The 18,151-nt window shown below is 68.5% G+C and carries 15 protein-coding genes and 1 pseudogene; 9 read left to right on the top strand and 7 right to left on the bottom strand.

The genetic code is table 11. The features are described from left to right. Positions 1–3 precede the first annotated feature (3 nt). Positions 4–468: a COG3650 family protein gene (locus N792_RS04535; RefSeq protein WP_036192865.1), complete on the top strand. Its 465-nt coding sequence runs from the start codon at positions 4–6 to the stop codon at positions 466–468. 212 nt (positions 469–680) lie between these two features. On the opposite strand, the pseudogene lpxH reads toward N792_RS04535, so the two are convergent. After that, positions 681–1,415: pseudogene (lpxH, locus tag N792_RS04530) on the bottom strand (UDP-2,3-diacylglucosamine diphosphatase); the annotation flags it as partial. 632 nt (positions 1,416–2,047) lie between these two features. On the opposite strand from lpxH, the gene gltX reads away from it, so the two are divergent. Both gltX and N792_RS04520 read left to right on the top strand, forming a co-directional pair. Then, positions 2,048–3,454: a glutamate--tRNA ligase gene (gene gltX, locus N792_RS04525; protein ID WP_036192864.1), complete on the top strand. Its 1,407-nt coding sequence runs from the start codon at positions 2,048–2,050 to the stop codon at positions 3,452–3,454. A gap of 12 nt (positions 3,455–3,466) precedes the next feature. Continuing rightward, positions 3,467–3,955, top strand: coding sequence for a transcriptional repressor (locus N792_RS04520; RefSeq protein ID WP_036192862.1), 489 nt, complete (start codon positions 3,467–3,469; stop codon positions 3,953–3,955). A 188-nt stretch (positions 3,956–4,143) separates the two neighbouring features. Here N792_RS04520 and N792_RS04515 read toward each other — a convergent pair whose 3' ends face one another. Further along, a complete protein-coding gene (locus N792_RS04515) occupies positions 4,144–6,357 on the bottom strand; it encodes a TonB-dependent receptor domain-containing protein (protein ID WP_036192861.1) in 2,214 nt (737 codons plus the stop codon). Between the two features lie 87 nt (positions 6,358–6,444). On the opposite strand from N792_RS04515, the gene N792_RS04510 reads away from it, so the two are divergent. Together N792_RS04510 and N792_RS04505 are read left to right on the top strand one after the other, a co-directional pair. Beyond that, positions 6,445–6,852, top strand: coding sequence for a MerC domain-containing protein (locus tag N792_RS04510; protein WP_036192859.1), 408 nt, complete (start codon positions 6,445–6,447; stop codon positions 6,850–6,852). Positions 6,853–6,988: 136 nt separating this feature from the next. Then, the gene (locus N792_RS04505) at positions 6,989–7,180 is read left to right on the top strand and encodes a 30S ribosomal protein THX (RefSeq protein WP_036192857.1); all 192 of its coding nucleotides are present in this window, start codon (positions 6,989–6,991) and stop codon (positions 7,178–7,180) included. Positions 7,181–7,317: 137 nt separating this feature from the next. On the opposite strand, the gene N792_RS04500 is transcribed toward N792_RS04505, so the two are convergent. Next, a complete protein-coding gene (locus N792_RS04500) occupies positions 7,318–8,529 on the bottom strand; it encodes a dipeptidase (protein WP_036192854.1) in 1,212 nt (403 codons plus the stop codon). 53 nt (positions 8,530–8,582) lie between these two features. After that, positions 8,583–9,863 (bottom strand): imidazolonepropionase, encoded by a 1,281-nt coding sequence (gene hutI / locus N792_RS04495; protein WP_052103476.1) that lies wholly within the window; start codon positions 9,861–9,863, stop codon positions 8,583–8,585. 64 nt (positions 9,864–9,927) lie between these two features. Between hutI and N792_RS04490 the strand changes: the two genes are divergently transcribed. Continuing rightward, positions 9,928–11,271, top strand: a complete 1,344-nt coding sequence (locus tag N792_RS04490) for a formimidoylglutamate deiminase (protein WP_036192851.1) — start codon at positions 9,928–9,930, stop codon at positions 11,269–11,271. Positions 11,272–11,356: 85 nt separating this feature from the next. Here the strand turns inward: N792_RS04490 and N792_RS04485 are convergent, their stop codons facing one another. From N792_RS04485 to N792_RS04475, 3 genes are all read right to left on the bottom strand, one after another. Next, a complete protein-coding gene (locus N792_RS04485) occupies positions 11,357–11,872 on the bottom strand; it encodes a methylated-DNA--[protein]-cysteine S-methyltransferase (protein ID WP_036192848.1) in 516 nt (171 codons plus the stop codon). 25 nt (positions 11,873–11,897) lie between these two features. Continuing rightward, positions 11,898–13,508, bottom strand: a complete 1,611-nt coding sequence (locus N792_RS04480; protein WP_224743912.1) for a DNA-3-methyladenine glycosylase 2 — start codon at positions 13,506–13,508, stop codon at positions 11,898–11,900. A 343-nt stretch (positions 13,509–13,851) separates the two neighbouring features. Beyond that, the gene (locus N792_RS04475; protein ID WP_052103438.1) at positions 13,852–15,138 is read right to left on the bottom strand and encodes an alkaline phosphatase family protein; all 1,287 of its coding nucleotides are present in this window, start codon (positions 15,136–15,138) and stop codon (positions 13,852–13,854) included. Positions 15,139–15,278: 140 nt separating this feature from the next. Here N792_RS04475 and N792_RS04470 point away from each other — a divergent pair, with 140 nt between their 5' ends. From N792_RS04470 to N792_RS04460, 3 genes are all read left to right on the top strand, one after another. Beyond that, positions 15,279–15,668 (top strand): hypothetical protein, encoded by a 390-nt coding sequence (locus tag N792_RS04470; RefSeq protein WP_036192846.1) that lies wholly within the window; start codon positions 15,279–15,281, stop codon positions 15,666–15,668. A gap of 165 nt (positions 15,669–15,833) precedes the next feature. Then, the gene (hutU, locus tag N792_RS04465; protein ID WP_036192843.1) at positions 15,834–17,513 is read left to right on the top strand and encodes a urocanate hydratase; all 1,680 of its coding nucleotides are present in this window, start codon (positions 15,834–15,836) and stop codon (positions 17,511–17,513) included. A gap of 213 nt (positions 17,514–17,726) precedes the next feature. Then, the gene (locus N792_RS04460; protein ID WP_052103436.1) at positions 17,727–18,038 is read left to right on the top strand and encodes a hypothetical protein; all 312 of its coding nucleotides are present in this window, start codon (positions 17,727–17,729) and stop codon (positions 18,036–18,038) included. Positions 18,039–18,151: the final 113 nt, after the last annotated feature.

The following is an 18,151-nucleotide window of genomic DNA, read 5'->3' as shown; positions in this document are numbered from 1 at the left end:
CCCATGTCGAAATTCCGTTCCATTTCGGTGTTGCTGGTTTCGGCGTGCGCGATGGTCGCGTTGACGGCCTGCCAGCCGCAGCCGTCCGCCCCCGCCGTAACCGCGCCGGCAGCGGCCGATGCTGCGACCGACATGGCTGAGGGCGCGATGCAGATGGATGCGCAGGACGCGTCGATCACGCAGTTCCACGCGCGCGGCAACGAGCCGTTCTGGTCGGTGACGGTCGATGGCACCGCGCTGACCTGGACCACGCCGGAGATGCAGCCGGGCAAATTGCTGGTGGCCGAGCGCAGCGCCGATGCCGACGATGGCATCCAGTTGACCGGCAGCGATGGTGGCAAGGCGTTCACGCTCGATATCCAGCGCACGCCGTGTCAGGACTCGATGTCGGGACAGGAGTTCGAGTTCACCGCGACGTTCACCTACGACGGCGAGGCAATGAGCGGCTGCGCCGGTTCCGGCTTGTGAGTTGATGCGAAGGGCGGCGAGATATTTCGTCGCCCTGCCCTCGGCAGTCTGGCGACGCTCCTGGGGGGCAGTGACTTCAAGTCATTGAAAGCAGAGGTTCTGGGGAGCTCGCTGTACTCGCCCTTCGGGTCGCCTTTACAAGACGATCTGCGCGCTCCGTGCTTGTCCCGCGGTTGCGGGAATGCCGAGCAGAATCCTCGTTGTTCAGATCCCTGACTCAGCGATTCCAGCGTGTGGCCGTCGCGGTTCAGCCGCAATACCGAGCCCTGCTCGTACCAGTCGCCCAGCACGATGCGTTCGCGCGGCGTGCCACCGATGTCGATCGTGTGCACGGCCGGGCGGTGGGTATGGCCGTGGATCAGGGTGTCGATGCCGAAGCGGGTGAAGGTGTCCGCCACTGTCGCGGCGGCAACGTCGGTGATGGTTTCCATCGTCCCCTGCGATTGCAGGCCGGACTGGTGCGCCTTGCTCGCCGCGCGCGCCTGCTGGGCGAATGCGAGGCGGGCGGCCAGTGGCTGCGCCAGGAACTGCGCCTGCCAGGCCGGGTTGCGGGTCTGGCTGCGGAACTGCTGATAGGCGAGGTCATCGGTGCACAGGGTGTCGCCGTGCATCAGCAGCGTGGGCCGGCCGTACAGCAGGATCACGCTGGGGTCGGGCAGGATCGCCATGCCGGCGCGGCGCGCATAGCTGTCGCCGAGGAGGAAATCGCGGTTGCCATGGATGAACGACACCGGCGTCCCGGCGTCCGCCACGGCCCGCAGTTCATCGGCCACGAACGCGCCGGTCTCCGAGGGATCGTCGTCGCCGACCCAGGCTTCGAACAGGTCACCCAGGATGTACAGCGCGTCCGCGCCGCGTGCTTCCTCGCGCAGGAAACGGCCGAACAGTTCGGTGATCTGCGGCCGTTCGGCGTCCAGGTGGAGATCGGAGATGAAGAGCGTGGTCATCGGGTCATTGTAGGGGGCGGGGGTGTACGAGATGCCCCGGGTGTACCGGGTGTACGAGGCGCCGGGTGCGCGGGGTGCCCGGGTGTTCGAGGTGCCGGGTGCGCGGGGTGCCCGGGTGTTCGAGGTGCCGGGTGCGCGGGGTGCGCCGCCGACTGGGCCGCGCTGCGGCCCTTTATGCCGGCTACGCACCCCGCATACCCGGCGATGCGACCTCACTGCAACCGCAACCGCGACAAGCGACAGCAACCGCAACCGCAACAGCGGCAGCGGCAGCGACAGGGCAGGTGGGTTGGCTTCCTAACCCCCATCTTCCAGAGATGCCGCGGATGAACAACCTACTGAGAGGTCACATCCAGTCATCGCGATGGTCTTGGCGACATTCGGTGTCCATGCAACCACTGGCACGCCAACGTAGACCAGTCGGAGCCGTGGGCGTGGGGGTACGCAGCCGGCATAAAGGGCCGCGCAGCGGTCCAGCCGGCGGAGTACCCCACGCCCGCGGCAGTCCCACGAGTGTGTCGACGGGAAATTGCCACAGCAGTCCCACCCTCTCAACGGGACGCCCAGCCCCACTCCAGGCCCTGCCAGGGCGGCTCCGGTAGAATCCGCCCTTTCTGCTACGAGCCTTCCGCATGACCTGCCGCACCCGTTTCGCCCCCAGTCCCACCGGTTACCTGCACATCGGTGGTGCGCGCACCGCGTTGTATTGCTGGCTGGAGGCGCGCCACCGCGGCGGCGAGTTCATCCTGCGCATCGAGGACACCGACCGCGAGCGCAGCACCCAGGCCGCGATCGACGCGATCCTGCAGGCGATGGAATGGCTCGGACTGGATTACGACGAAGGCCCGATCTACCAGACCCATCGGCTGGAGCGTTACCGCGAGGTGGCCGAGCAGCTGGTCGCGTCCGGTCACGCCTACTACGCCTACGAGACCAAGGCCGAGCTGGAAGCGATGCGCGAGGCGGCGATGGCCGCCAACGAGAAGCCGCGCTACAACGGTGCCTACCGCGACCAGGACGCCGGCTACCGCGACGACCCCAACCGCGTTATCCGTTTCAAGAACCCGCTCGACGGCGTGGTCGCGTGGGGCGACAAGGTCAAGGGCCGCATCGAGATCGCCAACAGCGAGCTGGACGACCTGGTGATCTTCCGCTCCGACGGTTACGCGACCTACAACTTCGCGGTCGTGGTCGACGACCTGGACATGCGCATCACCGATGTCGTGCGTGGCGACGACCACGTCAACAACACCCCGCGCCAGATCAACATCTACAAGGCGCTGGGCGCGGAGGTGCCGCACTTCGCCCACCTGCCGATGATCCTCGACCCGGAAGGCGCCAAGCTGTCCAAGCGCACCGGCGCGGCGGATGTCATGGAGTACCGCGATGCCGGCTACCTGCCGCATGCGTTGCTCAACTATCTGGTGCGGCTGGGCTGGTCGCACGGCGATCAGGAGATCTTCTCGATCGACGAGATGAAATCCCTGTTCGATCTCAAGGACGTCAACGCCAAGGCATCACGGCTGGACCCGGCCAAGCTCGGTTGGCTGAACCAGCAGTACCTGAAGAACGACGACCCGACCGAGGTCGGCAAGCATCTGGAATGGCACCTGCGGCAACAGGGTTACGACCTTGCCGCGGGCCCCGCGCCGGCGGACATCGTGATCGCCTTGCGCGACCGGGTGCAGACGCTGAAAGACATGGCCGAGCGTTCGGCGGTCTGGTTCGGCCCGCTGGTCGACTACGATGAGGCGGCCGTCGCCAAACACCTCAAGCCGGCTGCGCGCGCGCCGTTGGCCGATGCGCGCGACCGCCTGGCCAGGCTCACGCAGTGGACCGCCGACAGTGTCAGCGCGGCCCTGCACGAGACCGCCGCGGCGCTGGAGCTGGGCATGGGCAAGGTCGCCCAGCCGCTGCGGGTGGCCATCACCGGCACCCAGGTCAGCCCGGACATCGCCCACACCGTGTACCTGGCCGGGCAGGCCGAAGCGGTGAAGCGGATCGACGCCGCGCTTGAAAAAGTGCCTGCCGAGGCCTAGATCACAGAGGAGATGGAACGCATGTCCGCCTGCACCGACCCGAAACACCACGTCCACGATGGCGCTGCCTTCGTGCGTGAAGTGGTGCGGATCTGCAAGCAGCGCGGGTTGCGGCTGACCCCGATCCGCGCGAATGCGCTGCAGTTGATCGCCGACGCCGGCCGGCCGATGAAGGCCTACGAACTGCTCGACCAGATGAAGGAAACCCACGACGCCGCCGCGCCGCCGACGGTGTACCGCGCGCTGGACTTCCTGTTCGAGCACGGCTTCATCCACAAGCTGGCGTCGATCAATGCGTTCGTGGGCTGCCACCATCCCGGCGGCGAGCAGCACGCGGTGCCGTTCCTGATCTGCGACACCTGCCAGTCGGCGACCGAGCTGGAGGACGATTCCATCGTCGAGGCATTGGAGGCCCGCGCCCGCGCCCAGGGCTTCGTGCCGCGCGCGCAGACACTGGAAGTCCATGGCGTGTGCGCGCAATGCGCAGCAAAGCCGGATTGATCGGCTGCCCGATTACGCCGCGGTTGTTCCTGCAGGAGCGACGCAAGTCGCGAATGCACTGACGTCCGGTTTCGCCGTGCTGTCGCGGCTTATGTCGCTCCGACAAGAGCGCGCAAGTCGCGATCCGTAACGCCGGAACGACGTACGGATCGCGTGCTGCCACGGCAATGCCAGCCGCGTTGCTGGCCTCAGAAGAACGCGCGTACGCCGAAGGCGATGCCTCGGCCGGGCAACGGCGCCAGGTCCTTCAGGAACGAGGTGTGCGGGCGGGCTTCCTGGTCGAGCAGGTTGCTGCCGTCCAGGAATATCTCCCAGGCGTTGCCGTGCGCGGAGTCCTTGTGCCACGCCAGGTGCGCGTCGACCAGGGTGTAGCCGGGAGTAGTGGTTTCGTTGGCGGCCACGTCGTCCTGCTTCATGTAACGCACCGCGCCCACCGACGCGCGCCACGGTCCCCGGTTCCAGCTCAGTTCGCTGCCGATGCGGGCCGGGGCGATGCGCGGCAGGTTGCCGTCCAGGGCGATCCGCGCCGCGTGCCGGTGGGTATGCTCGCCATGGAAGACCTCCAGGTCGACGTCGCGACTGCCGCCGCCATCCAGCCGGCCGCGCACGATGTCGCCGAACAGGCGCAGGTCCCAGCCACCGCTGGCGTTGTCGGCCAGCGCGATCGTCGCGTCGGCCTCCATGCCGCGGAAGCGGGCGTTGGCCTGGTTCCACAGATGGACCGCGGTGCCGCCATCGGTCAGCACCGAGCCCGGCTCGCCCAGCGGCTCCAGCGTGCTCTGGTAGATGAAGTCGTCGTACTTGATCGCGTACGCCGCCATGCCGAGCTGCACCCGCTCGCTGTGCCAGCGCAGGCCCAGTTCGAGCCGGTTGGCGGTTTCCACGCCGAGCGAGTCGTCGCCGATCTCGATCGTGCCGGTGGCCACATGCAGGCCATTGGAGAACAGTTCCTCGGCGGTCGGCACGCGCTGGGCGCGATCCAGTCCCAGCGAGAAGTGGAACGAGTCGTTGAGTTCCCACTTGACCGCCGCCGACGCGCTCTTGGCCTCGAATTTGCGCGCGGTGCGGCGCTGTGGCGCCAGTGCCTGCGCGGCCGAGTCGATCTCGTTGCGGTCGTGGCGGGCGCCGAGCTCCAGCTTGAGCGGCCCGAATTCGCGCTCGCCGATCCAGAACAGACCGGTGGCGCTGCCCTGGGTGGCCGGCACGAAGGCCTCGGCACCGACCGCATCGAAATCGCGCCTGGACCATTGCGCGCCGAACGCGCCGCGCCAGCCGCCCCAGGGACGGTGCACCAGTTCCACGCGCGCCTCCTTGCTGCTGTTGTCGAACACCGTGCCGACCTCATCGCCTTCGAATTCGGTGTGGGTGTAATCGGTCTGGGCGAATTTCACCCGCAGCGTTTCGAACACGCCCAGCTCGTCCAGGCCGCCGCGCAGTTCCGAGCGGCGCTGGTCCATGACGATGTGGACGCCTTCGTCGCTGTGGCCTTCCCCGTCGTGGGCGTCTGCGTGGTCGTGGTCATCTCCGGCCTCGTGGGAGTGGCCCGGCACGCCGTAGCGGGTGTTGAACAGCGAGTAGCCGACGCCGAGAAAGCCGCGGTCGCCGATCCACGACACGCCCAGCGCACCGCTGTCGGTTCGCACCGCGCTGTTGGGCAGGGTGCCGGCCGTGGCCGGATCCGGGGTCTCGTCTTCCTCGGCCAGCAGGCGCGCGCTTTCGGCGAAACCGGGAATGTCGTAGTCGCCGGTTTCGCGGTGCAGCGCGTCGAAATGGAACACCACGTTGCCCGAGGCCGAGGTGCCATCGAGCCGCAGCATCCCGGTCCTCTCATTGTTGACGCTGCCGCCGCGCAACTCGGCGCGGCCGTGCAGCGGTTCGGCGGTCGCGGCCTCGGGGATGCGGCCGTCGATCACGTTGACCGCGCCGCCGATCGCGCCGCTGCCGTAGAGCAGGGTGGACGGGCCTTTCAGGACTTCGATCTGCTCGGCCAGGAACGGCTCGATGCTGACCGCGTGGTCGGCGCTGACGGTCGACACGTCGCCCGCGCCGAGCCCGTCGCTGAGCACCTGCACGCGGGCGCCGTCGAAACCTCGGATGATCGGCCGGCCCACGCCGGGGCCGAAGTACGAGGACTGCACGCCCGGCAGCTTGTTGACCGTCTCGCCCAGTGAATTGGCCTTGGCGGCATCGAGGCGTTCACCGGCCAGCACTTCCACCGGACGCACCAGATCCTCGGTGGTGCCCGGCAACGGCGTGGCGCGCACCTGCACCGCGGTCAGGTCGACCGGCTGGTGGTCGTGGCTCTGGGGCGATGACTCCGCAAAGGCGGGCAGGGCGACGGCAAGGGTGATGACGAGCGGGAGGGGGCGGAGAACATGACGGGAAACCGGGTGTTTGGGCATGAGTTCGGATAAAGTGGCGACTTGGGTGGATCGGAATGTTATATTATAACAATCAAGTCCCACCCCTCCCGAAAGTCACCCGCCCCCATGTCCCCACGCACCCATCGCTTGCTCGACCGACTCGGCGCCTACGGCTCGCTGCTGTGCGCCATCCACTGTGCGTTGCTGCCGGTGGTGATCGCACTGCTGCCAGCGCTCGGACTGATGAGCATGGGCAGCGACCGGTTCGAGCAGGCGTTCGTGGTGTTCGCGACCCTGCTGGGCCTGTTCAGCCTGATCCAGGGCTACCGCCGGCATGGTGTCGTGCGCGCGCTGTGGCTGCTTATCCCTGGGCTGTCGGTGCTGTGGCTGGCGGTGCTGTACCCGCCGCTGCATCAATCGCTGGTGCCGCATGCGATTGCGATGACCCTCGGCGGCACCCTGGTCGGACTGGCCCATGTCGCGAACCTGCGTTTGAACCACGGCCACCTCCACGACGCCAGCTGCACGCATTGAGTCCGCGGCATCGCGGGCTGCCATGTTAAGATCCGCAGCTTCCCGCGCCACGTGCGGCCCCGGCGCACCACGCCGGCGCCCGCGCCTCGTGTGCGGGTTTTTCAACAGTCCAAGTACCTAATCCGGGAGCAAGATCATGGGCAAAGGCGACCGCAAGACCGCCAAGGGCAAGCGCTTCAATTCCAGCTACGGCAACTCCCGTTCGGCCGTGACCAAGGCCACCGGCACCGCCGCCGCGCCAGTGGTGAAGAAGTCCGCAGCCGGCAAGACCGTCAGCAAGGCACCGGCCAAGAAGGTCGTGGCCAAGAAGACCGTCGTCAAGGAATAAGCATCGGCTTCAAGCCGGTGTGAGAAAAAGCCCCGCAATGCGGGGCTTTCCTTTTGGCGGAGACCGGACTCGTGCAGGTCTGCGTGCCCGTGTCGGGTCACCGGTGCCGGAGACAGCTGCCGCCCACGCAACGCACGTTACCGGGCGCCGGCTTCGATGGCGGCCCAGACCCGCAGCAGGTTGCCGCCGAGGATCTTGCGGATGTCCGCCTCCTGGTAGCCACGCGCCTGCAAGCCGTCGATCAGGTTCGGGAAGTCGGCCACCGTGCGCAGGCCGTCGACCAGCTCGCCGCCGACGCCGTCGAAATCCGAGCCGATGCCGACATGGTCGATGCCGATCAGCTGGACGGCGTAATCGATCTGGTCGAGGACCGCATCGATCGGCGTGGACGGTGCCGGATGGGCTTCCGCCCAGGCGGCGTCGAACGCGGCCCGGTCCTGCGCGGGCTTGCCGGCGGCGCGCAGTTCCGCGTTCTTGCGATGGAATTCGTTGATTGCGCGGAAGTGCGCCTGGGTGTCGGCGGCGCCCTGGGGATCCACGAAAGCGGTGCCGAACGGAATCTGGACGACGCCGCCCCGGTCGGCGATCGACTTCGCCAGCTCGTCGCTGATGTTGCGCTCGAAGCCGGGAGTGAAGTGGCGGAAGGCGGAGTGGCTGGCGATCACCGGGACGGTGCTGAGCGCGATCGCTTCACGCGCGGCTTCGTCGGAGACGTGCGAGACATCGACCATGATCCCGAGCCGGTTCATCTCGGCCACGACCTCGCGGCCGAAGGGGCTCAGCCCATTCCAGCGGCGCTCGGCGGCGTAGGACGAGTCGGCGATCCGGTTGGCCGCGCTGTGGGCCAGGGTGATGTAGCGCACGCCGCGGTCGAAGAAGAACTGCAGGTTGGCCAGGTCATCGCCCAGCGGCGCGCCGTTCTCCATGCCCAGCGGCAGCAGGACGCGGTTGCCCGCGCGCAGGCGGTCGACATCGCCGGGCGAGCGCAGCAGCGCGAAGCGGTCGGGGTGGCGTTGCGCCAGCGCCTCGACCGAATCGATCATTTCATTGGCTGCCTGCCAGGCGGTGCCGTCATCGTCCTGTTTGGCCGAGGTGTAGATCGACATGAACGCCACGTCCAGGCCGCCTGCGCGTGATTTCGGGTAGTCGAACTCACGTCCCGGCGCGTCCACGCCCAGGTCCATCCAGCGGTCGGTCAGCATGCCGGGCGCGTCGATGTGGGTATCGACAATCACCGCGTCCTGGGCGAGGGCGCGAGCGGCGTCGCTCGCTGCGGGCGGCGAGGGAGACTGTGCAAAACCGAGTGCCGGGACGAGTGCGAGCAGCAGGAAGGGCAGGGTGCGATGCATGGTGTCTCCAGGGTTGACGGGGTGTTGCGGGATAGGCCGAATCGCCGGCCGGCTCAAGATGCCTGCGTTGCGCGGCGCTCGCCGCCGACCCAGACCGCGCCGGCCAGCGCGCCGCCCAGCCAGTAGCCCAACTCGGCGGGGTGGCGGACGCGCCATTGCACGAAGTCGGCGCGCATGCCGACTTTCAACATGCCACGGTCGGCCAGTCCGAGTGCACGCGAGGCGTGGACGGTCGCGCCGCGCAGCGCTTCTTCGGGCGTCAGGCGGAAATGGATGCAGGCCAGTTGCATCGCCTGCCGCAGCGACATCAGCGGCGAGGTGCCGGGGTTGCAGTCGGTGGCGACGGCCATGACCACCTGGTGCTCGCGGAATGCATCCAGCGGCGGCAGCCTGGTCTCGCGCAGGACATGGAATGCGCCCGGCAGCAGCACCGCGACCACGCCGGCCTGCGCCATCGCCCGCACACTGGCGTCGCTGCTGTGCTCGACGTGGTCGGCCGACAAGCCATCGAATTCGGCGACCAGTCCGGCCCCGCCGAGGTCGCTCAGCTGGTCGGCGTGCAGCTTGACCGGCAACCCGAGCGCGCGCGCGGCGTCGAACACGCGGCGGGTCTGCGCCGGGCTGAAGCCGATGCCCTCGCAGAACGCGTCCACCGCGTCGACCAGCCCTTCCTCATGCAGGCGGGGCAGCCAGTCGATCACCGCGTCGATGTAGGCGTCCGGCCGGTCGCTGAACTCCGGCGGCAACGCGTGCGCGGCCAGGTAGGTGGTGCGCACGGTGATGCCCAGCTCGACCCCGATCCGGCGGGCGACGCGCAGCATCTTGCGCTCGTTGGCGAAGTCCAGCCCGTAGCCGGACTTGATCTCCAGCGTGGTGGCGCCGTCCGCCAGCAGTGCGTGCGCGCGGGGCAGCGACTGGCGCAGCAGCTCGTCCTCGTCGGCCGCCCGCACCGCCTGCACGGTGGACAGGATGCCGCCGCCGGCGCGGGCGATCTCCTCGTAGCTGGCGCCCTGCAGCCGCAGTTCGAACTCGCGCGCACGGTCGCCGGCGAAGACCAGGTGGGTGTGGCAATCGACCAGTCCGGGCGTGATCCAGCCGTCGGACTCGATCACCTCGCGCGCCAGCGATGACGGCGGGCCCGGCAACGCATCGCGCGGTCCCGCGTAGGTGATGCGACCGTCGCGCCAGCCCAGTGCGCCGTCGATGATTTCGCCGTAACCGCGGGCGCCGGCCAATGTGGCCAGCGAGGCTCCGATGATCAAGCCATCCCACCGCTCTGGTGTTGTGGGTTGCAAAGTGGATGCGTCCGCTGGCGTGCTGGCAGGTGTGTTCATCGAATCATTGTAGGGCGGTGCGCGACGGTCGCCAGATGCCGGAAGGCACGCCACAATCGCCGCCATGAGAACCCTTCCCAACGCCAGGATCTGGCACCCCGACGGCTGGCAGGACGGCATCAGGCTCGATGTCGACGCCCACGGCCACATCGTCCGCAACCCGCGGGGCGGCACCACCGCGCAGCGCGTGTTGCCGGGCATCGCGAACCTGCATTCGCACGCGTTCCAGCGCGCTATGGCGGGCATGGCCGAACGCCAGAGCGACCCGGCCGATTCGTTCTGGACCTGGCGCGAGGCGATGTACCGCTTCGCCGGACGCTTCACGCCCGACGCGTTGCAGGCGGTCGCCGCGCAGCTCTACAGCGAGATGCTGGAGGCCGGCTACACCACCGTCTGCGAGTTCCATTACCTGCACCACGCCCCCGACGGCAGGCCCTACGCCGACCCGGCGGCGATGTCGCGCGCGCTGATCGCCGCCGCGCACGAGGTCGGCATCCGCCTGACCCTGCTGCCGGTGCTTTACATGACCGGCGGCTTCGACGGCCGCGCGCTGGACGCGCGCCAGCGGCGTTTCGCCCACGACGTGGACGGCTACCTGCGCCTGCTGGAAACGCTGCGCGCCGAACAGAACAGCATGCTGCGGATCGGCTGCGCGCTGCACAGCCTGTGCGCGGTGCCCGAGCAGGCAATGCAGGAAGTCCTGCTTGCGTTGCCGGCCGACAGCCGGATCCACATCCATATCGCCGAGCAGACCGGCGAGGTCGACGAGTGCGTGCGGCTGCGCGGCGCGCGTCCGGTGCAGTGGCTGCTTGACCACGCCCCGGTCGATGCGCGCTGGACGCTGGTCCACGCCACCCACCTGGACGACGCCGAACTGGCCGGCATCGCGCGTTCGGGCGCGACCGTCGCGCTGTGCCCGACCACCGAGGCCAATCTCGGCGACGGCCTGTTCCGGCTGCGCGACTACATCGACGCCGGCGGGCGCTGGGGTATCGGTTCGGACTCCAACATCTCGGTCTCGCCGGTGGAGGAGCTGCGCTGGCTCGAATACGGCCAGCGCCTGGTCATGCGGCGACGCAATATCGCCGTGACCGAGCACTCCCCGAGCGTGGGCGAAACCCTGTTGCACGGCGTCGTCGCCAGCGCCGCGGATTCGAGCGGCCACCGCATCGGGCAATTGGCGAATGGCGAATTCGCCGACGCGGTGGTGCTGGATGTCGCTGCGCCGCAGTTCGCCGGCGTGCGCGACGAGGACGCGATCGACCGCTGGGTGTTCAGCGGCAACCGGCCGCTGGTGCGCGAGACCTGGGTCGACGGCCGCTGCGTGGTCGAGAACGGCCGCCATTTCCACGCCGACGCGATTGCCGCGCATTGCCGCGCCGAGGTCGAGCGGATGCTGGCGGAGTAGGCGGCGCGATGTGGGCCGCGAGCTGGACATCGTCGCGCGCGTCCGGTCGGTCGCGACTGACTTCGGGACGCAAGCCTCCGCATTCCTACAACGGCAGCGACCCGGTCACGAACAGGTCGGACCGCGGCAACGCACCTTCCAGCTCCAGCAGGAACTGCTTGGTCGGCAGGCCGCCGCCGAAGCCGGTCAGGCTGCCGTCGGCGCCGATCACGCGGTGGCAGGGCAGCACGATCGGCAGCGGGTTGCGGCCGTTGGCGGCACCGACCGCGCGCATCGCGGACGGCCGGCCGACGCGGCCGGCGAGTTGCGCGTAGCTGACGGTCTCGCCGTACAGAATCGTCGCCAGGGCGAACCAGACGTCACGCTGGAACTGCGTGCCGCGCGGTGCCAGCGGCAGGTCGAAGTGCTTGCGCTCGCCGCGGAAGTATTCGTCCAGCTGTGCGCGCGTCGCATCGAATACCGCGTGCCCGCCTTCCGCCCAGTCGTCGGTGCGCTTGATGCGGTGGCGCGATTGCTGGAACTCGACCAGTCGCAGGCCGTCGTCATCGGCGGCCAGCAACAGCGGGCCGACCGGGCTATCGATGGTGGTGTAGGTGGTCATGGGGTGCCTCCGGGTTCGGTCGTGTTCAACCGTTCGTCCGCGTCGGGCGGGGACGTGGTCTGGCAGGTGTCGGCTGGGCTGCTTTCGGCTGCGGCGCTGCCGGCTCGGGCACGGTGTCGCGCCACAGGTGGATCACCGAGTACGCGCGCCACGGACGCCAGGCCTCGGCGCGCGCGAGCAGCTTGCGCGCGCTCAACGGTGTCGCGTCATCGCTGGCGACGCGGCGCAGGATCAGGTCCTCGGCCGGGAACGCATCGGGATGGCCGAGCGCGCGCATCGCGATGTAGTGCGCGGTCCACGGACCGATCCCCGGCAGCGCGACCCAGCGCGCGACGAAATCCTCCAGCGTGCGTTCGGGCCGGAAGTCGACCCGGCCGTCGAGCAGCGCGCGGGCCAGGTGGCGGATCGTTTCGGCACGCGCACGGGTCACGCCGATCGTGGACAGGTCGGCATCGGCCAAGGCCGCGGGAGTCGGGAAGACGTGCTCCAGTCCCGGCGCGAACGGCGTCTCCAGCGGCTGCCCGTAGCGGTGCGCCAGGCGCGTGGCCAGCGTGCGCGCCGCGGCCACGCTGACCTGCTGGCCGAGCACCGCGCGCACCGCGATCTCGAAACCGTCCCAGCCGCTGGGCAGGCGCAGGCCGGGACGCTTCTGCAGCAAGGGCCGCAGCTTCGGATCGGCCGACAACGTGGCGGCGATGGTCTGCGGGTCGGCGTCCAGATCGAACATCCGCCGCAGCCGCGCGACGATCGACAGCAGCCGCGTCGAACCCACGCCGTGAACCTGCAGCCGCAACGCGTGGGCGTCGCCCGGCCAGGCGCTGATCCGCAGCCAGCCCGGTGGCGCCAGCGGGGTGTCGTCAGGCGGCGCGATCACCCGCGCATAACTGTCGCCGTCGACCGCTTCCACGCCGGGCAGCGCGCGGGTGCCGAGGAACGCGAGCATCGACGCGAAGTCGTATGGCGGGCGGTAGCCCAGCCGCAAGGTCAGTACCTGGTGTTCGTTGCTGTTGTCGTGGTCATGCGGAAGCTTGCGCAGCTCGCGCGGAGCCATCCGGTAGGCCTCCCGGAACGTGGTGTTGAAGCGACGCAGGCTGCCGAACCCGGCCGCCATCGCGACCTCGGTGATCGGCAGCGTGGTTTCGGTCAGCAACTGCTTGGCGAACAGCAACCGGCGGGTGCCGTGCACGCCCAGCGGGGCCGCACCGAGGCGGTCGACGAACAACCGCCGCAACTGGCGCTCCCCCAGCCCGACCCGTGCGGCCAGGGCCGCCAGCGGCGCATCGGCCAGTGCGCCCTGTTCGATCAGCTTGAGCGCGCGGGCGAGCGTCGCATCGCCCCGGTTGCCGTCGCCGTCACCGGGCGACAGCTCGGGCCGGCATCGCAGGCAGGGCCGGAAGCCGGCCGATTCCGCCGCCGCGGCGTTGCGGTAATAGCGGACGTTCTCCCGCTTCGGCACCGGCGCTGGACACACCGGCCGGCAATAGATCCCGGTGCTGCTGACGGCGGTGAAGAACAGGCCGTCGAAGCGTGCGTCCCGACTCAGCCGCGCCTGCTCGCACAGCCGCGGATCGGGCATCAGCGAGGCATCCGCCGGGGCAGCGGCATTTGCGATGACAGACGCGGTGGGCGAGGACATGGACGCAGGCTAGCACCGGAACTGGACGCAGACTCGCCGGATTCGGACATCAATGTGAAGCGCCCCGGCAGGTGGTTCCGGTCAGGGTTTGTCCTGCTGGACTTCCTTCGGTCGCAGGAGCGGCTTCAGCCGGGACCTCTACATACCACCTCGCCGCCGAGATCCGGCTCGAACGCACGTTTGTCGCCCGAATGATGGAGCGATCAAGGGGTTGCGTTGCCTGCGCGTTCGCGGCTTACGCCGCTCCTACGGTGATGGATCCGGTCAGGATTTCGTAGGAGCGATGTCAGTCGCGACCTGTACCTGCCATCCCGTCGCGAGAAGCCGTCGCTTCCGCGCCGACTTACCTCGACATCGGTGCGCCCACCTTCAACGTGCCCATTGCGTCGTCATCGCCGTCATTCGCCGCCGGTTCCAGGCCGATCAGCTTCATCAGCAGCGGGTACACGTCGACGTTGTCGAACGCGGGCACCGTGGCGTGCTCGCGGAACGCGGGGCCGCGGGCGAGGAAGATCGCGCGCATCGACGGCAGCGCCGGGTCGAAGCCGTGGGAGCCGCGGTTCGCGGTGGTCGAGCGCGAGGCAGCCCAGGCGCGGCGGATCGCGTCCCAGCCTTCGTGCATCTGGCACACGATCGGCGGCACCCGCGGGTGGCTGCCGTAATGCCAGCGCGCGGGCAGCTCGCCCTTGCGCCAGCAGTCATAGTGCTCGTGCGCGCCGAGCAGTTGCGCTTCGGCGGCCTGGGAGCGTCCCGGCTTCGGGGCGAATCCGACCGACTGGCCGGCCGTCACCATCTTCGCGTCCGCCGGGTCGACCATGTCTTCGATCAGCACGTACTGTTCCGGCGCCACGGTCGCCATGCCGTGATCCGACACCACCACCAGGTTGACCTGCGACGCCAGCCCGCGCGCGTCCAGGCCATCGAGCAAGCGGCCGATCGCCGCATCGACCTCGCGGATCGCGGCATGCGCTTCCGGCGAATCCGGGCCGTGGGTGTGACCGGCCGTGTCCAGCGCCTCGAAGTACAGCGTGGCGAAACGCGGCCGGGTCGCGACCGGTTCGCCCAGCCAGCCCAGCACCGTGTCGACGCGCGCATCGGCCGGCATCTTGGCGTCGAACGGCAGCCAGCGGGTCGCCTGCACGCCGCCGATGGCCGCCTCGGTGCCGGGCCAGAACAGGGTCGCGGCCGGCAGCCCGGCGGTCTCGACGCTCACCCACACCGGCAGGCCGTCGTCCCACCAGCGCCCGTCGCTGACCGCCTCGCGCTTGCCCAGGCTGAAACCACCCAATTCGGTGTCCTGCATCGAGTTGTGGACGATGCCGTGACGGTCCGGGCGCAGGCCGGTGACGATGGAGTAATGATTCGGGAAGGTCAGGCTGGGGAAGGACGGATTCATCCACTCTGCCTGCACGCCTTCGACGGTGAGCCGGGCCAGGTTCGGGGTGATGCCCAGGTCCAGGTAGTCGGCGCGGAACCCGTCGATCGAGACCAGCAGCACGGGCGGCGGGGTCGCGGCGTCGGCAGTGGAGGATGGGCGGGTGTCCGTGGCCGGCAACGAGGTGCAGGCGACGAGGAACAACGTGAAAAAGGCGAGCAGGGCGGTCGTGGCCGCGGATTTGAATGAATGCATCGGGCCATCCTAATGGCTGGATGTTGCAGGCGGAACGCTGCACACCTGAAAGCGTTGTGAATGCTCGATTCCGCCCGGCCGCCGGCCACGAAGCACGGGCGTATGGTGGATTTCCGGATCGCAACCTGTTGGAGACCGCAATGAAAACCTTGCTGTTGGGCCTGTTGGTGGCCTTGCCGATGCTCGCCGTGCAGGCCGCCGAACCCGTGCCGACCCAGGACGCCCCGGTCACGACCACGCAGGCGCAGACCGACCAGCGCACCGTCAACCCGAGCGAAGCCCGCGCCGATGCCGACGCCCGCCGCGACTGCCTGCGTTACACCGGCAGCCGCATCACCCGGAGCCGCAGTGAGCGTGCCGACCGGGCCATGCGCAAGGACAAGGACGCCGTGGTGGACCGGGTCGACGAGCTGGACCGCGACGGTTGCGTCAGCGCCAGCGGCCGCGTCTACAGCCGCTCGGATCTGGAGCGAACCGGCGAGGTGGACATCGCCGATGCCCTGCGCAAGCGGGATCCCGCAATCCACTGACCGGCGCGATGACGAGGTCGCTACGACCGCCGCCATTCCGACCAACGCCCGGCACCCCGCCGGGCGTTCCTGTTCTTGGGCGGTACTGCTGGGTGGAGACCCCGGGTCCGCACCCCAAGCGCGATGCGATAATCGGGACTTTCCGTTTCCGTCCAGGAAGTCGCCATGTCCGCCCCCGTCACCCACACCCGTGTCGATCCCAGCCGCGTCATCCGCTCCCCGCGTGGCAGCCAGCTCACCTGCAAATCATGGTTGACCGAAGCGCCGTTCCGGATGCTGCAGAACAACCTGGATGCCGAGGTGGCCGAGGACCCGACCGGGCTGGTGGTCTACGGCGGCATCGGCCGCGCCGCGCGTGACTGGGAAAGCTACGACGCCATCATCGAGTCGCTGAAGAACCTGTCCGACGAGGAAACCCTGCTGGTGCAGTCCGGCAAGCCGGTCGGCATCTTCCGCACCCACGCCGACGCCCCGCGCGTGCTGATCGCCAACTCCAACCTGGTGCCGCACTGGGCCACCTGGGAGCACTTCAACGAGCTCGATAGGAAGGGCCTGATGATGTACGGCCAGATGACTGCCGGCAGCTGGATCTACATCGGCAGCCAAGGCATCGTCCAGGGCACCTACGAGACCTTCGTGGAGCTGGGCCGGCAGCATTACGGCGGCAGCCTCAAGGGCCGCTGGATCCTCACCGCCGGGCTGGGCGGCATGGGCGGCGCGCAACCGCTGGCCGCCAGCCTGGCCGGCGCGTGCAGCCTCAACATCGAATGCCAGCAGAGCCGCATCGACATGCGCCTGCGCACCCGCTACGTCGACGAGCAGGCCGCCGACCTCGACGATGCCCTGGCCCGCATCGACAAATACACCAGGGCCGGCGAAGCCAAGTCGATCGCATTGCTCGGCAACGCCGCGGTGATCCTGCCCGAACTGGTCCGCCGCGGCGTCCGCCCCGACGCCGTCACCGACCAGACCAGCGCCCACGACCCCGTGCACGGCTACCTGCCGATCGGCCTGACCGTGGCCGAATGGCTGGAAGGCCAGCGCGACAATCCCGCCGCGATCCGCGACGCCGCGATGCACTCCATGCGCAAACACGTCGAGGCGATGCTCGCCTTCCACGCCCAGGGCATCCCGACCTTCGACTACGGCAACAACATCCGCCAGATGGCGTTCGACGACGGCTGCAAGAACGCGTTCGACTTCCCCGGTTTCGTCCCCGCCTACGTGCGTCCGCTGTTCTGCAAGGGCATCGGCCCGTTCCGCTGGGTCGCGCTCAGCGGTGACCCCGAAGACATCTACAAGACCGACGCCAAGGTCAAGGAACTGATCCCCGGCGACGCCCACCTGCACAACTGGCTGGACATGGCGCGCGACCGGATCGAATTCCAGGGCCTGCCCGCGCGCATCTGCTGGGTCGGCCTGGGCCTGCGCGACAAACTCGGCCTGGCGTTCAACGAGATGGTCCGCAACGGCGAGCTCAAGGCCCCGGTCGTGATCGGCCGCGACCACCTCGACAGCGGCAGCGTCGCCTCACCCAACCGCGAGACCGAGTCGATGAAGGACGGCAGCGACGCCGTGTCCGACTGGCCGCTGCTCAACGCCATGCTCAACGTCGCCGGCGGCGCGACCTGGGTCAGCCTGCACCACGGCGGCGGCGTCGGCATGGGCTACTCGCAGCACAGCGGCGTGGTGATCGTCTGCGACGGCAGCGAGGCCGCCGACCAGCGCATCGCCCGCGTGCTGTGGAACGACCCCGCGACCGGCGTGATGCGGCATGCGGATGCGGGGTATGAGATCGCGAAGGAGTGCGCGCGGGAGAAGGGGTTGAAGTTGCCGATGGTGTGAGTGCGGACGTGGAAAGGGGCGTTACGGTCGTGGGGGGCTGCCGTAACGCTTTCCAGTTTGCTCGCGGGGTAACGCTGTAAGTGGGCTTTTCGCGAAGTCTGTAATTGCGGTGCAAAGGCCTGGAGTGTGGCCTCTGAACGCGACTTGGAAAGCGGGCATACTCGGCGTAATGCCTCGCTTAGGGGCTCTAATAAGCGTTAGGCGCGCATCATGATGCCCTGCGAGTACAAAGCAAAATCTGGCCAAGTCGTGGAGTTCGACCTCGACCGAGTCGTTGATGTCGCATTGGGGTTCAGCCTGGCTAGGCCCACTTGGACCGCCACTCTGATTTATGTTTCGGCAACGGATGCTTTTGTCGAGTTGCGCTCTTCACCTCAGGACTATCGCGGCAACTCGGCCGAGGAGTCTGAGGAGGTAGATCTGGTCTATATGAGCGCTGCCTTCGGTCTTAATTCGGAGCAGGCAGCACTCGTAAAGTCAGATCAGGCAAGCTGGCGCACCATAGATTTGCGTGGACGCGCCTAACAATTCATTCAAGCCGACGCCGCTGCGCGGCGCGGCTTAATTCTGGCGTTAGGCGGTTGCTGTTGAGAATTTCATGGCGGCTCGCTGCTTCGGACACCACATCGCAACCTGTC

Origin of the sequence: Lysobacter concretionis Ko07 = DSM 16239 (genome assembly GCF_000768345.1) — a bacterium.
In the GTDB taxonomy this organism is placed as follows: Bacteria; Pseudomonadota; Gammaproteobacteria; order Xanthomonadales; family Xanthomonadaceae; genus Novilysobacter; species Novilysobacter concretionis.
The sequence above is the reverse complement of the archived record's forward strand: the minus strand, read 5'-3'. Positions and strand labels throughout refer to the sequence as shown.

What these genes read in the sequence shown, in the direction of transcription:
- N792_RS04460 (WP_052103436.1), top strand. Translation starts at nt 17,727, where the DNA reads ATGCCCTGCGAGTACAAAGCAAAATCTGGCCAAGTCGTGGAGTTCGAC.
- N792_RS04480 (WP_224743912.1), bottom strand. Translation starts at nt 13,508, where the DNA reads ATGTCCTCGCCCACCGCGTCTGTCATCGCAAATGCCGCTGCCCCGGCG.
- N792_RS04535 (WP_036192865.1), top strand. Translation starts at nt 4, where the DNA reads ATGTCGAAATTCCGTTCCATTTCGGTGTTGCTGGTTTCGGCGTGCGCG.
- N792_RS04510 (WP_036192859.1), top strand. Translation starts at nt 6,445, where the DNA reads ATGTCCCCACGCACCCATCGCTTGCTCGACCGACTCGGCGCCTACGGC.
- N792_RS04475 (WP_052103438.1), bottom strand. Translation starts at nt 15,138, where the DNA reads ATGCATTCATTCAAATCCGCGGCCACGACCGCCCTGCTCGCCTTTTTC.
- N792_RS04505 (WP_036192857.1), top strand. Translation starts at nt 6,989, where the DNA reads ATGGGCAAAGGCGACCGCAAGACCGCCAAGGGCAAGCGCTTCAATTCC.
- gltX (WP_036192864.1), top strand. Translation starts at nt 2,048, where the DNA reads ATGACCTGCCGCACCCGTTTCGCCCCCAGTCCCACCGGTTACCTGCAC.
- N792_RS04470 (WP_036192846.1), top strand. Translation starts at nt 15,279, where the DNA reads ATGAAAACCTTGCTGTTGGGCCTGTTGGTGGCCTTGCCGATGCTCGCC.
- hutI (WP_052103476.1), bottom strand. Translation starts at nt 9,863, where the DNA reads ATGAACACACCTGCCAGCACGCCAGCGGACGCATCCACTTTGCAACCC.
- N792_RS04485 (WP_036192848.1), bottom strand. Translation starts at nt 11,872, where the DNA reads ATGACCACCTACACCACCATCGATAGCCCGGTCGGCCCGCTGTTGCTG.
- hutU (WP_036192843.1), top strand. Translation starts at nt 15,834, where the DNA reads ATGTCCGCCCCCGTCACCCACACCCGTGTCGATCCCAGCCGCGTCATC.
- N792_RS04520 (WP_036192862.1), top strand. Translation starts at nt 3,467, where the DNA reads ATGGAACGCATGTCCGCCTGCACCGACCCGAAACACCACGTCCACGAT.
- N792_RS04515 (WP_036192861.1), bottom strand. Translation starts at nt 6,357, where the DNA reads ATGCCCAAACACCCGGTTTCCCGTCATGTTCTCCGCCCCCTCCCGCTC.
- N792_RS04490 (WP_036192851.1), top strand. Translation starts at nt 9,928, where the DNA reads ATGAGAACCCTTCCCAACGCCAGGATCTGGCACCCCGACGGCTGGCAG.
- N792_RS04500 (WP_036192854.1), bottom strand. Translation starts at nt 8,529, where the DNA reads ATGCATCGCACCCTGCCCTTCCTGCTGCTCGCACTCGTCCCGGCACTC.